Genomic DNA, 11,522 nt, shown 5'->3' on the forward strand with positions numbered 1-11,522 from the left:
CCGCCGCCACCCCACGAGGAGCCGCCGCCCCAGCCTCCTCGGCGCGGGCCGCGGTCGAGCGCGTTGAGGCCCCACAGCATCACCCACGGGCTGATGCCGCCGCGGCCGCTACGGTATCGCTGGCCCCTCGGGCCGCGCAGGTGCGACAGCATCACGAAGCCGAAGATCATCAGCCAGAAGACCACCGGCGCCCAACTCCCGCCCGAATGCTGGCGGTGGGCCTCCCTTTGCTGTGCCACGGTAACGTTTTTCTGCGCCTGGTCGGGCGGAAGCGACATCTGCTTGATGATCGCGTCGGCGCCCTCCTCGATTCCGCCGCCATAGTCGGGCGGGCTCTGCTTGAAATGCGGCAGGATGTTCTCGCGGATGATGATGCCCGACATGGCGTCGGTCATGTACTCGCCGGCGCCGTACCCGGTCGAAATCGCCACCTTGTGCTCTGTGGGCGCTACGAGGAGCAGAACGCCGTCGTTGGTCTTGGCGCTGCCGAGCTTCCAGTATCGGAGCAGCCGATAGGCATATTCGTTCGGGTCGTGGCCCTCTAGGCTTTTGATCGTCGCCACCGCGAACGCCCGTCCCGACTGCGCATAGAGCGCCTGCGCCTTCGACGTCAGGTCGACGATCTGCGCGGACGACAGGATCCCCGCCTGGTCGACCACGGGCGACCCGTTGTTCTGCGGGAACGTCTGCGCGGAAGCGGGCGCTGCCAGCGCGAGCAGCGCCAGCAGCAGCGCGGCGAGAGTGTGCCTCACCTCAGCTGTTGTTGCCGAAATTCACGGTCGGCGCGTTCTGGGCGCCGGTCGCCGCCTCGAACGGAACCTTGGGCTTGGCGCCATAGAAGATCTTCGCGCCAATCGCGTTCGGGAAGGTGCGGACGGTCGTGTTATATTCCTGCACCGCGCCGTTATAGTCGCGCCGCGACGCCTCGATCCGGTTCTCCGTGCCCTCCAGCTGGTCCTGAAGCGCGAGGAAGTTGGCGTTGGACTTGAGGTCCGGATAATTCTCCTGCAGCCGCTGCAGCGGGATGATCGCGTTCGACAGCCGCGCCTGGGCGTTCTCGAACGCCTGGACCTTGGCCGGGTCGCTGAGGTCGTCGCCGGAAAGCTTGACCTGGGTCGCGCTGGCGCGAGCCTGCGTGACCTCGATCAGCACGGTCTTCTCCTGCTTGGCATAGCCCTGCACCGTCGCGACCAGGTTCGGGATGAGGTCGGCGCGCCGCTGGTAATCGGCCTGGAGGTTGCCCCAGGCGGCGTTGACCTTTTCCTCCTCGGTCGGAACGGCATTGATCCCGCAGGCCGAGACCCCGACCGCAAGAAGCGGAGCGAAAAGCCCAAGGCGGCGAAGTGCGGTCATGGTCGTGTCCCCTGTTAAGCGTCGCGTGGATCGCATAATTAGCGATACGGCCGTTGGCCTTCAATGGGCTGTTCTAGAGTAGTAAGACAGCGGTGGGTGAGTCCGGGCCGATGCGTAGGCGGCTCGGCTCGTCGCCGCTGCTACGTCCGGCGTCCGGGTCGAATGACCTTGCCAATTAAAGCCTGCATTTCATAAGGATGCGACATGCGCACGCGGGATACGGATGACGGGGAAACCGGCTATACTGAGTTGGCAACCAACGCCCGGGCCGCCGAGAGCGGCGACGGCGCGACCCTGGAGTCCGCGCTTTCGATCGCCGAGGCGCGCCTTGACGAATCAACGAAAGCGCTCGCCGAGAGCATCGAGCTCAACGCTTTCCTCGAGAGTGTCCTGAACGCCAGCAACGACTGCATCAAGGTTCTCAGTCCGTCCGGCGAGCTGGTCTTCATGAACGGAGGCGGTCGTGCCGTCATGGAAGTCGATGACTTTGAGTCACTGCGCGGCTGTCCATGGATCGGATTCTGGGAAGGCGAGAGCCGGTCTGATGCCGAAGCCGCGCTCGAGGCGGCGCGACAGGGGCGGACCGGCCACTTTGTCGGTCCTTGCAAGACCGCGAAGGGTACCGACAAATTCTGGGATGTGACCGTCACGCTCGTTCCCGCAAGCGATCGTCGCGACGCCCACTTCCTCTCCATTTCTCGCGACATCACCGTTCAGCACCTGCTCGAGGTGAAACAGGAGTTGATCGCGCGGGAGTCCGCTCACCGCGTCAAGAACATCCTGTCCGTGGTTCAGGCTGTTGCGATGCAGACGCTGGCCGACGCGCCGGGATTGTCCGACTATGCATCGAGACTGCAATCGCTGAGCGAGGCTCAGGATCTGCTGTTGAGGTCGACGGCGGGCACCGTTTCGCTCAAGGAACTGGTTGAGACATCCCTTCGGCCAATCTGCAACATGCGGTGTGAGATCGAGGGCGAAGAAGTCCGCCTGGACGCGGAACAGGGTCTCGCGCTCTCCATGGCTGTCCATGAGCTCGCGACGAACGCCATCAAGTACGGCGCGCTATCCAACGGGACCGGCTCGGTGCGGGTAGATTGGTCGGTGAGCGGGACACGGCTGATATTCCGATGGACAGAGTCCGGTGGGCCAGTCGTCGCCCAGCCGATTGTGGACGGCTTCGGCACCAAGGTCATGACCCGCAATCTGGAATCGCACTTCGGCGGCGTTGTCACTCGCCAATTCCACCGGGACGGGTTGAGGCTCGTACTGTCCGCGGATCTCTAGGTTTACGGCTAAGGCGGCCGCGTTCCGCCAATCCGGGGTCGGGCTGACGTTGTGGAGCGCGCGCCTCGTCCCGCCCGATTTCATTCCCATTCCGCGGTGTCGCCGCTACGGATGTTCCGTCGACTCAAGCGTGAAGGAACCATCCATGCTGAGGGAATTCCGGGCGTTCATCGCCAAGGGCAATGTGCTCGACCTCGCCGTCGCGGTCATCATCGGGGCGGCGTTCGCGAAGATCACGACCAGCCTGACCGAGGACATCATCATGCCGGTCGTCGGCGCGATCTTCGGCGGGCTCGACTTTTCGAGCTATTTCTCACTGCTCGGGCCAGTGCCGGCCGGATATCGCGGCAGCCTCAAGGACTATGCGGCGCTGAAGGCGGCAGGCGCGCCGGTGCTCGGCTGGGGCGAGTTCGTGACCGTGGTCATCAACTTCCTGATCCTTGCCTTCATCATCTTCCTGATGGTTCGCTGGGCAAGCAAGCTGATGCGCCGCAAGGACGATATCGCCGGACCGACCGAAGTGGAGCTGCTGGCGGAGATAAGGGACGAGCTCCGCCGGCGCGGCTGAACCGCGGCTTCACTGGTCACCGCCGAGCGCTGCCAGAAGCTGCTGCGCCATCTGCAAATGGCCCTGGATCATCGGCAAGCTTGTCTGCGCCGACCGCCTGAGGCTCGGGTCCGCACCGCTGCCGGCGAAGCTCCCGGCCACCGTCGCCGCCTCGACATGGGCGAGCACCTGCTGTTTGACGTAGACCCGGTCGAAATCGGGTCCGCGCAGGCTCTGGATGGCCGAAAGCAGCCGCGCCTGGTCGGTGTCCATCGCGTCGGGCGGCGGCTTCAGCCCGGACGCCGCAGCGGCCTGCTTCACCGCCGCTCGGTCCCGGCTGTGGTCCGCGATCATCCGCTGTGCGAACGACCGGACGCGGGGGTCGGTCGCCTGGGTCAGCGCATCCTGAGCGGCCGTGACCTCATAGGTGTCGGACTGCACCGCCATCGTCGCGAAATCCTTTGGCGCGGGCGGGATCGGCGTCTGGGCCTCCGCCGCCGAAGCCAGCAACAGCGAAGCGCCGTGGAGAAGGAGAGCGCGGCTCATGGCTGGCCCTGCCCGCCACCGGCGCCGTACACGTTCCCGGTCGTGTAGCTGCCGTCGTCTTCCGCGAGCCGGACATAGATCCCGGCAAGCTCGGCGGGTTGCCCCGGTCGGCCGAGCGGAGTGGTCGCGCCGAACGTCACGACCTTGCCTTCGGGCGCGCCGCCCGAAACCTGCAATGCCGTCCAGATCGGCCCGGGCGCAACGCCGTTGACGCGGATGCCCCTGGAGCCGAACTGCTTGGCGAGCGACTTCACGAAATTCATCGTCGCCGCCTTGGTCTGCGCATAATCGTAAAGGTCGGGCGACGGATCGTAGGCCTGCTCCGAAGTCGTCGCGATGATCGCCGAGCCGGGCGCGAGGTGCGGAAGCGCCGCCTTGATGATCCAGAACGGCGCGTAGATGTTGGTTTTCATCGTCGCATCGAAGTCGGCGGTGGTGACGTCCATGATCGACGACTTCGACTGCTGCCGTCCGGCATTGCTGACGAGGATGTCGAGGCCGCCGAGCTGGCGAACCGTCTCGGCCACCAGGTGCTGGCAGAAGGCCTCGTCGCGAAGGTCGCCGGGGATCGGCACCGCGCGGCGGCCGGCGGCGCGGATCAACTGCACGACCTCGCGAGCGTCGGGCTCCTCCTGCGGCAGGTAATTAATGGCGACGTCCGCGCCTTCGCGAGCGTAGGCGATTGCGGCGGCACGGCCCATTCCGGAATCACCGCCGGTGATCAGCGCCTTGCGGCCGCGCAGGCGCCCCGAGCCGACATAGCTGGTCTCGCCATGATCGGGTCGCGGCTGCATGCGGCCCGCGAGGCCGGGCCAGGGCTGTGACTGAGCGGGAAAGGGTGGCTTGGGGTGCTTGGAGCGCGGGTCCTGCATCCCGCCGCGCGCCATCGGCTGGCCTTGGGCCGAAGCGGGCGAAGCGGATACTGCAGCCGCGGCTGCGCCGAACGCCGCAACAGTCATCGCCTCGCGGCGGGTGGAATCGGGCACGTGCATCTCCCTGTTCAGCCCGCCCAGGGCGGCGATAGGAGTGCAGACACGATGCCGCGCTCAACTAGGTTAGGAGGAAGCCCAGGCTTTCGCCCGTCTTGCGCGGTCAAGGGGTCCAGGGGGTTCTGTTGCCCGGCCCCCCTGGCGGCCGCTGGAATCCCCTTCTGTTGCCCGGTGGGGTCCAACCGCGCTTAAGCTTTGTAACGTCAGTCCGTTAGGACGTCAGTTACGCGGCAATCGCGAGCGCCTCGTTATCGTTGGCACTTGTGTGAATGGCCCGTCGCGGTGGACCAATCCGATCGGCAGTCGGGCCTTTATTGCACTCGTCGATCCTATTTCGCCCCCATCAGCAGCCGCCCGGAACCTCTCATGCAGTCCTAGGCCGGCGGCTGGTGGTGGAGGCGCCGGGGTACTGCCCCCCGGGTCCGAAATGCCTATTCCACCTGACAGTCTACCGACATAGCCGGGTTGCCCCGACGCCTCGCAGATAGTGATTTTGGCCTCGATTCTCAACCCGCAAGCCATTGCGGGGCGCGCCGGACTATTGGTAAAGTCGCGTATGGATCACCTCCAGGGGAACCCGAACACCATGAAAAGATTGACTTTCGTCCTCGCCGGAGCTGCGGCCCTGGCTCTTTCCGCGTGCAACAACAACAATCAGGACCAAGTCGACAATGCAGTGATGAACCAGCCGAACGCAGACGAGCTGAACGCGCTTGCCGACAATGCCGCCAACGACGCGGCGAATGCGCCGGCGCCGGTCGTGAACAAGGCCCGCGACGAGAATGCGGCCGCGCCGGCCGACAATACCGCCAACCCGACCGATGCCGAGGAGCAGAACGTCAGCGGCATGTAGGCCGCCGGCGTGGCCGGAGACGCCGTTCCAGACGCCATTCCCGCGGCGACGCTGATCGTCGTTCGCGATCGTACCAATGGCGCGCCCGAGCTTCTGATGGTCGAGCGCAGCGAGGGCATGGCCTTCGCTGCCGGTGCCCTCGTCTTCCCGGGCGGGCGAATCGATGCCGCCGACGAGGTGGTGGCGGCTTCGTCGGGGGCAAGCGCCGCTGCGGTTGCAGCGATCCGCGAAACGATCGAGGAGACGGCGGTAGCGGCCGGCCTGTCGCCATCTTCGGGTCCGGACCGAGGCCGCATGCTGCAGTCGGCGCTCGTCGAGGGCCGCCCGTTCGCCGAGTTGCTGGAGGGGAGCGGCCTCGCGCTCGATCCCGGCGCTCTCGTGCCGTTCGCCAGGTGGGTCCCGAAGTTTCATGCGGTGCGCCGCTTCGATACCATGTTCTTCGTGGCCCGCTGCCCGCCCGGCGAGTGGCAGCCGGAAGTGATCGCCGGCGAATGCGCAAGCGCCGCGTGGGTTACGGCCGCCGAAGTCCTCGAGCGCGAGAGGCTCGGGCAGGCCCGACTGATCTTCCCGACCCGGCGGACGCTGGAGCGGCTTGCCCAGCATGGCAGCTTCGACGCCATCCGCGCCGACGCGGCGGCTTACCCGGTCCGGCCCATCACGCCCTGGGTCGAGGAGCGTGAGGGAACGCGGTTCATCACCATTCCCGCCGATGCGGGCTATCCGGTGACCGAGGAGCGCCTGGACGGGCTCTGGCGCGGCTGAGCCCTGCGGCCGAAGCGAGTCGCGCTGCGTCGGCAATGAAAAAGGGGCCCGCCGAAGCGAGCCCCTTCACAAATTCGAAGACCCCGAAGTTCTACTTCAGATGGTTCGACAGGTGCTTGTTCATCTCGAACATGCTGACCCGGTCCTTGCCACCGAAGACCTTCTTCAGCTTGTCGTCGGCAACGATTTCCCGCTTGTTCTGAGGATTTTGCAGGTTGTTCTTGCGAATGTGATCCCACACCTTCGAAACCACCTGGCTGCGCGGAAGCGGGTCCTTCCCGCAGATCTCCGCAAGGTCCGCCGAAGGTGTGACAGGACGAGCCAGCCCGCCCCCCGCTTTACGACCAGTCGCTTGTGCCATCAGGCCCTCCTGTTGTTCTGTCCTTCGTAGAGCGCAACTCCGCACGCTTTGCAATGCCGTTGCGAGAGGGGAATCATGCCGAGGCGGATGGAAAGGGCACGACCTTGTTCGCGGCGTCGTGCCCGATGTCCGCCTGGCCGCCGAAAGGGATGCCCGACCGGCGGCACCAGTCGGCGACGATTGCCACCCCGTCGGACCCGAACTCGACGTCATTGGGAAGGATGTCGGCGACCCGCCCGAGACGGATTTGCCGCACCTTCTGGACAGCCTCGCTCGCGGTCACATGGAACATGGTCCGGTCGATGCGGTAGAGATGCTCGCCGACATCCTCGAGCAGAAGTTCGGCGCCGGCGAAGTCGGGCTCCAGCGGCGTCCCGAGCAGGTTCGACAGCACCGTCAGGTTGAACGCCATCGCCGGCCCGCTGAGATCGGGTTCCAGCGCGGCCGCATCCTTGCGCACCAGCCAGTCCAGCGCACGCGTGACCGCCCCCTCGCCGCCATTGCGCAAGACGTCCTGCGGCATCGGCCCCCAGGCGACCGCCGCTCCTGCCTTGTGCAGGCCCGCCATCAGGAAGCCTGCATCGCTATAGCCCATATATGTCTTGGCGCGTGCACCGGCCGAAAGCTCGGCAAGCGTCGCTTCGGCGATCCGATTGGACCCATAGCCTCCACGCGCGAACCAGACGGCGTCCACCGCGGGGTCGACCATCACCTCGCGCAGCGCCGCGAGCCGCGCCTCGTCCGGTCCCGCGAAATGCCCCTCCGACAGGAAGCATTGCGGATGGATCGCCAGCTCGCAGTCATCGCGCGCCGCGACGATGCGCTGCACCGCGTCGGCGGCTTCGCGCTTGAGGGGACAGCTTGGGGCGACGACGGCAATCCGCATCCCCGCTGCTTAAATTGCCTGGCGCGCAATCCGCAATGGGCGCTGTTCCGCATGCCGAGCGCGAGCGGCGGCGGAGCGCCATCTCCGGCGGATGCCGCTGGATGCGTCGAACGAGAGCTTCGCGAGGAGCCGCTTCCACGCGACCGGGCGGACCTTCGCCTCGAACAGCGCGACCAGCTCGGGATGGCGGTCATATTGGTGGATGATGTTGATGACCGACCCGTCGCGATTGACCAGCTCAGACCGCTCGTTGAGCTGATAGCCGGGCTCCGTCCCGACCGTCAGGATCGGTCCTTCGAAATTCTCGACACGCTGGACCGGATCGAGCCCGCCCGAATGCAGGAGCAAATTATGCGCGGCCTGGTCGGCACAGGCATAGGCATCGCGCATGATGTCGATCTGGCCAAGCAGCGCTCGAAGGTAGCGCTCGACCTCGGCCACGGGTCCGATCGTCGTCCCGGCGCAGCTCATGGGCTTGTCCCGGAGCTGCTCGAGCCTCGCCGTTCCAAAGCCGGCGACAATCCAGTCGGGCGTGCTCTCGCACCGGCCGATCGGGTTGCGCGGGCTTTCCATCGCAACGTAGAGCCGGTCACCGATCGGGAAGTCGAACGGATCGCGCTGGAAGACGACGTCCTTCACGTCGGCAAGGAGCACGTTGCGGAACCGGCCGCCGTTCTTCAGCAGATAGTCGTGATAAAGGAAATGCCGGTAGTTGTAGATGTGGATGCGCTTCGGCAGCGATCGGCGGCTGTCCGGATGGGGTGACTCGATGAACGGGAAGCTCTCGCGGTAGCGAATGACCTCGACCCCGTGCGCGCGCATCCTGCGCACCGTCGCGCGGCTCGTCGCCGGTCCGGCGAACAGACACAGCCGGCCCTGGAACCCCGATTGCCGAAGCGTCAGGATGAAGCGGCTGACCTGATAGAAGCCGTAGTTGTTGACGATCCCGAGGATCAGGTCGCGAGGGCTCGATCGGTCGGTCGCCGTCCTATCCATTGCCGGCGTGGTTATCAGTCGCCACGGCGGCCGCCAAGCGCACGCAAGGTCCGGCCCCATGCCGCTGGCCAATCGCCGCGGGCTTCAATAGGGCCGCGCGAATGATCGATACCCCCGTCTTTTTCAGCGGCATCGGCGGCAGCGGAATGCTGCCGCTGGCGAGCATCGTCCGTGCGAGTGGCGGCCGGGTTGCCGGCTCCGACCGCTCTCTCGATGCCGGCCGGACTCCGCACAAGTTCGACTATCTGCGCTCGCTCGGCATCCAGCTGTTCCCGCAGGACGGGTCGGGACTCCGGCCGGGGATGACCCTCGTCACCTCCGCAGCGGTCGAGGCAACGGTGCCCGACGTCGTTCGCGCGCGGGAACTCGGGCTTGACCATGTGACCCGGCCTCAATTCCTCGCCCAGCTGCTCAATTCCGCCCAGCGCAGCATCGCTGTCGGGGGCACCAGCGGCAAATCGACCGTGACGGGGATGATCGGCTGGATCCTCCACGCCGCCCACCGCCAGCCGACAGTGATGAACGGCGCAGTGATGAAGAACTTCGTCACTCCGTCCGCGCCATTCGCAAGCGCCCTGGTCGGTGATCCGGAGCTGTTCGTGAGCGAGGTCGACGAGAGCGACGGCTCGATCGCGCTCTACGGACCCGAAGTCGCGGTGCTGACCAACATCAGCCTCGACCACAAGGAGATGGACGAGCTTCGCGGCCTGTTCGCCGGCTTCCTCGGCGCGGCGCGCAAGGCGGTCCTGAACCTCGACGATCCCGAGACTCGGGCGCTGGCGGAAAGGCTGACGGCCGGCAAGGTCGTCGGCTACGGCTTCGACGCCCCCGCCGCGGAGGTTATGGGGAAGGACCTGCGGCTGCTGGCGGACGGCGCGGCGTTCGTCGTCGAGGCCGACGGCGGGCGGCACGAGGCGCGGCTGGCCGTGCCGGGTCGCCACAATGCGTCGAACGCCCTCGCCGCGATCGCAGCCGCCCGGGCAATCGGGGTGCGGGTGGAGGATGCGGTGCAGGCGCTGGCGAGGTTCGAAGGCACGAAGCGGCGGCTGGAAACCGTCGGTGCCGGGGCCGACGTCACGGTGATCGACGACTTCGCCCACAATCCGGACAAGATCGACGCCAGCCTGGCAACCCTCCGCGCGCATCCCGGGCGGCTGCTCGTCATGTTCCAGCCGCATGGCTTTGGGCCACTCGCCAAGATGGGCGACGAGCTTGCCGACAGCTTCGCCCGCGGCCTTGGTGCAGCCGATCGCCTGTTCCTTCCCGACCCCGCCTATTTCGGCGGCACCGTCGACAAGAGCCGCGGTTCGGACTGGCTGGCCGCGGCAGTGCGCGCGCGCGGCGCCGACGCCCGCTACATGCCCGAACGCGCGGCCATCGGGGATGCGCTCGTCGCCGAGGCGGGGGCCGGCGACCGGATCGTCATCATGGGGGCGCGCGACGACACGCTCAGCGACTTCGCCCGGGAGCTGGTGGAACGGCTGAACAAGAGGAACGGATGAGCGTCACCGGCTGGAGGCTCGCCGCAAGCGACCGCGAGCTTTTGCTTCGCCGCTTCCCGCCCCGTTACGCGAATGTCGTTGCTGACCACGTCACGCTGCGGGTCGGAGCAAGCGCAAGCACCCCGCTTCCCCCGCGGGCCCCGACCCAGGTCGTAGGCCGCGCCGACGACGGCGACAGCCTTGAATGCCTCGTCGTGTCGCTCGACGGCTCAACGGACCGGCCGGACGGATCGACCTACCACATGACCTGGTCGCTCGGACCGCGCCGCAAGCCTGTCGAGAGCAATCAGGTGCTCCGCGACCTCGGCTGGACGGCGATCGACAAGCCGATCGAGATCGATCTCGAGCCGGCCCGCTTCTAATGTCGTCGGAGCCCGGCTCGCCACGCCTGTTCCTCGACGCCGACGGCGTGCTTGCGGATTTCGACGCTGGCGCGAAACGCCTGCTCGGGGCCGGCCCGTCCGACTTCCAGGCAGCGCACGGCAGCCGCGAATTCTGGCGTCGCCTGGCGAAGGCGAAGGGCTTCTATGCGAACCTGCCCGAAATGCCGGACGCCCGGACGCTGTTCGACGCGGTCGAGTATTTGAAGCCGACGATCCTCACCGGCCTCCCCTTCGGCTCCTGGGCAGCGCCGCAGAAGGTCGCCTGGGCCGCCCAGCATTTCCCGGGCGTGCCGATCGTGACCTGCATGGCGCGCGACAAGCACCGGCACATGAAGGCTGGCGACGTCCTGGTCGACGACCGCGTGACCCACCGCGCGGCCTATGAGGCCGCCGGGGTCGTGTTCGTGCATCATCGGAGCGCCAGGGAAAGCCTTCGGGAGCTGGCTAGGCTGTTCCCGTCCGTGAAGATCGAAGGCTAGTCACCATCCGAGCAGTCACGGAGTGGATCCGTGACGTCGATCGATACGCCTCCGGCCACCGTCGGCCGGGCACCGTGCCGTTTCTTCGCGCTACTCGGCGGCTAGGCCGCGGCCTGCAGGTCCACCTTCTCGACCCACTCCGGCCAGAAGACCGGCTCGCGGTTCGACCAGCCCGGAGCGGTCGCCGCGCTCTCGCTGATCGACTGGAGCAGGACCCGGCGGCGGTCCGGGTGAAGATGCGGCAAGGCAGCCGCGGCGCAAAAGGCCGACGGCAGCCACGGCCGCGCCGAAGCACCGATCAACCGCTCGTAAAGGAAGCGGTAGGCGGCGAAGTTGGGAAGCCGGTCCTGGCCGAGGTCGAACGCCGAAATCGTCGTCAGCATGCCGATGAACGGCTCGATCATGTCGAGGCCGCTGTCGTCGGGCACCTGCAGGCGCAGATGGTCGAGCTGCTTGTAGAGCCGGGCCTGGCCACGGATCGACGCGCCCTCCGCCTCGTCGCGAGCCCAGCAATCGATCGGATCGCGGCGACCGTATGCGACATCGAGCGAACGGCGGATGTAGCGCTGCGTCGCTTTCGG

General features: G+C 66.8%; 15 protein-coding genes and 1 other RNA gene. 7 read left to right on the top strand and 9 right to left on the bottom strand.

What is annotated here, in order from left to right:
* Both JOZ79_RS07310 and JOZ79_RS07315 read right to left on the bottom strand, forming a co-directional pair.
* On the bottom strand, positions 1 to 752 hold a 752-nt coding region (locus JOZ79_RS07310), incomplete at its 3' end, for a TPM domain-containing protein (protein ID WP_294072624.1).
* A 1-nt stretch (position 753) separates the two neighbouring features.
* The gene (locus JOZ79_RS07315; RefSeq protein WP_294072626.1) at positions 754 to 1,353 is read right to left on the bottom strand and encodes a LemA family protein; all 600 of its coding nucleotides are present in this window, start codon (positions 1,351 to 1,353) and stop codon (positions 754 to 756) included.
* A 204-nt stretch (positions 1,354 to 1,557) separates the two neighbouring features.
* Here JOZ79_RS07315 and JOZ79_RS07320 point away from each other — a divergent pair, with 204 nt between their 5' ends.
* Both JOZ79_RS07320 and mscL read left to right on the top strand, forming a co-directional pair.
* On the top strand, positions 1,558 to 2,637 hold the full coding sequence (locus JOZ79_RS07320) for an HWE histidine kinase domain-containing protein (RefSeq protein ID WP_294072628.1): 1,080 nt from the start codon (positions 1,558 to 1,560) through the stop codon (positions 2,635 to 2,637).
* Positions 2,638 to 2,782: 145 nt separating this feature from the next.
* Positions 2,783 to 3,205, top strand: a complete 423-nt coding sequence (gene mscL / locus JOZ79_RS07325) for a large conductance mechanosensitive channel protein MscL (protein WP_294072630.1) — start codon at positions 2,783 to 2,785, stop codon at positions 3,203 to 3,205.
* 9 nt (positions 3,206 to 3,214) lie between these two features.
* On the opposite strand, the gene JOZ79_RS07330 is transcribed toward mscL, so the two are convergent.
* From JOZ79_RS07330 to ssrA, 3 genes are all read right to left on the bottom strand, one after another.
* On the bottom strand, positions 3,215 to 3,730 hold the full coding sequence (locus JOZ79_RS07330) for a DUF4142 domain-containing protein (protein ID WP_294072632.1): 516 nt from the start codon (positions 3,728 to 3,730) through the stop codon (positions 3,215 to 3,217).
* Entirely contained in the window at positions 3,727 to 4,617 is an 891-nt protein-coding gene (locus JOZ79_RS07335) for an SDR family oxidoreductase (protein WP_366514803.1), read from the bottom strand. The genes JOZ79_RS07330 and JOZ79_RS07335 overlap by 4 nt, the downstream gene beginning before the upstream one ends.
* 251 nt (positions 4,618 to 4,868) lie before the next feature.
* Positions 4,869 to 5,233, bottom strand: a transfer-messenger RNA (tmRNA) gene (gene ssrA / locus JOZ79_RS07340).
* A gap of 72 nt (positions 5,234 to 5,305) precedes the next feature.
* On the opposite strand from ssrA, the gene JOZ79_RS07345 reads away from it, so the two are divergent.
* Together JOZ79_RS07345 and JOZ79_RS07350 are read left to right on the top strand one after the other, a co-directional pair.
* A complete protein-coding gene (locus JOZ79_RS07345; protein WP_294072635.1) occupies positions 5,306 to 5,572 on the top strand; it encodes a hypothetical protein in 267 nt (88 codons plus the stop codon).
* A gap of 9 nt (positions 5,573 to 5,581) precedes the next feature.
* Positions 5,582 to 6,334 carry an NUDIX domain-containing protein gene (locus JOZ79_RS07350; protein ID WP_294072637.1) on the top strand — a complete coding sequence of 251 codons (753 nt, stop codon included), beginning with the start codon at positions 5,582 to 5,584 and terminating at the stop codon, positions 6,332 to 6,334.
* A gap of 91 nt (positions 6,335 to 6,425) precedes the next feature.
* On the opposite strand, the gene JOZ79_RS07355 is transcribed toward JOZ79_RS07350, so the two are convergent.
* The 3 genes from JOZ79_RS07355 to JOZ79_RS07365 all read right to left on the bottom strand — a co-directional run bounded on the left by JOZ79_RS07355 (position 6,426) and on the right by JOZ79_RS07365 (position 8,577).
* Positions 6,426 to 6,695, bottom strand: coding sequence for an SWIB/MDM2 domain-containing protein (locus tag JOZ79_RS07355; protein WP_294072639.1), 270 nt, complete (start codon positions 6,693 to 6,695; stop codon positions 6,426 to 6,428).
* 73 nt (positions 6,696 to 6,768) lie between these two features.
* Positions 6,769 to 7,581, bottom strand: a complete 813-nt coding sequence (locus JOZ79_RS07360) for an LD-carboxypeptidase (protein ID WP_294072641.1) — start codon at positions 7,579 to 7,581, stop codon at positions 6,769 to 6,771.
* A gap of 9 nt (positions 7,582 to 7,590) precedes the next feature.
* On the bottom strand, positions 7,591 to 8,577 hold the full coding sequence (locus tag JOZ79_RS07365) for a hypothetical protein (protein WP_294072642.1): 987 nt from the start codon (positions 8,575 to 8,577) through the stop codon (positions 7,591 to 7,593).
* A 101-nt stretch (positions 8,578 to 8,678) separates the two neighbouring features.
* Between JOZ79_RS07365 and JOZ79_RS07370 the strand changes: the two genes are divergently transcribed.
* The 3 genes from JOZ79_RS07370 to JOZ79_RS07380 are packed head-to-tail and all read left to right on the top strand — an operon-like array spanning position 8,679 to position 10,941.
* The gene (locus JOZ79_RS07370) at positions 8,679 to 10,079 is read left to right on the top strand and encodes a Mur ligase family protein (RefSeq protein ID WP_294072644.1); all 1,401 of its coding nucleotides are present in this window, start codon (positions 8,679 to 8,681) and stop codon (positions 10,077 to 10,079) included.
* Positions 10,076 to 10,441 (top strand): hypothetical protein, encoded by a 366-nt coding sequence (locus JOZ79_RS07375; protein ID WP_294072646.1) that lies wholly within the window; start codon positions 10,076 to 10,078, stop codon positions 10,439 to 10,441. The genes JOZ79_RS07370 and JOZ79_RS07375 overlap by 4 nt, the downstream gene beginning before the upstream one ends.
* Positions 10,441 to 10,941, top strand: a complete 501-nt coding sequence (locus tag JOZ79_RS07380; RefSeq protein ID WP_294072648.1) for a hypothetical protein — start codon at positions 10,441 to 10,443, stop codon at positions 10,939 to 10,941. Before JOZ79_RS07375 ends, JOZ79_RS07380 begins: the two co-directional genes overlap by 1 nt.
* A 101-nt stretch (positions 10,942 to 11,042) precedes the next feature.
* Here the strand turns inward: JOZ79_RS07380 and JOZ79_RS07385 are convergent.
* Positions 11,043 to 11,522: hypothetical protein (locus JOZ79_RS07385; protein WP_294072650.1), on the bottom strand; the 480-nt coding region annotated here is incomplete at its 5' end.

Source organism: Sphingomonas sp. (genome assembly GCF_019242355.1).
In the GTDB taxonomy this organism is placed as follows: domain Bacteria; phylum Pseudomonadota; class Alphaproteobacteria; order Sphingomonadales; family Sphingomonadaceae; genus Sphingomicrobium.

Bases quoted from the DNA above. Each gene is read 5' to 3' on its own strand.
- JOZ79_RS07315 (WP_294072626.1), bottom strand. From the start codon at position 1,353: ATGACCGCACTTCGCCGCCTTGGGCTTTTCGCTCCGCTTCTTGCGGTC.
- JOZ79_RS07320 (WP_294072628.1), top strand. From the start codon at position 1,558: ATGCGCACGCGGGATACGGATGACGGGGAAACCGGCTATACTGAGTTG.
- mscL (WP_294072630.1), top strand. From the start codon at position 2,783: ATGCTGAGGGAATTCCGGGCGTTCATCGCCAAGGGCAATGTGCTCGAC.
- JOZ79_RS07330 (WP_294072632.1), bottom strand. From the start codon at position 3,730: ATGAGCCGCGCTCTCCTTCTCCACGGCGCTTCGCTGTTGCTGGCTTCG.
- JOZ79_RS07335 (WP_366514803.1), bottom strand. From the start codon at position 4,617: ATGGCGCGCGGCGGGATGCAGGACCCGCGCTCCAAGCACCCCAAGCCA.
- JOZ79_RS07345 (WP_294072635.1), top strand. From the start codon at position 5,306: ATGAAAAGATTGACTTTCGTCCTCGCCGGAGCTGCGGCCCTGGCTCTT.
- JOZ79_RS07355 (WP_294072639.1), bottom strand. From the start codon at position 6,695: ATGGCACAAGCGACTGGTCGTAAAGCGGGGGGCGGGCTGGCTCGTCCT.
- JOZ79_RS07360 (WP_294072641.1), bottom strand. From the start codon at position 7,581: ATGCGGATTGCCGTCGTCGCCCCAAGCTGTCCCCTCAAGCGCGAAGCC.
- JOZ79_RS07365 (WP_294072642.1), bottom strand. From the start codon at position 8,577: ATGGATAGGACGGCGACCGACCGATCGAGCCCTCGCGACCTGATCCTC.
- JOZ79_RS07370 (WP_294072644.1), top strand. From the start codon at position 8,679: ATGATCGATACCCCCGTCTTTTTCAGCGGCATCGGCGGCAGCGGAATG.
- JOZ79_RS07375 (WP_294072646.1), top strand. From the start codon at position 10,076: ATGAGCGTCACCGGCTGGAGGCTCGCCGCAAGCGACCGCGAGCTTTTG.
- JOZ79_RS07380 (WP_294072648.1), top strand. From the start codon at position 10,441: ATGTCGTCGGAGCCCGGCTCGCCACGCCTGTTCCTCGACGCCGACGGC.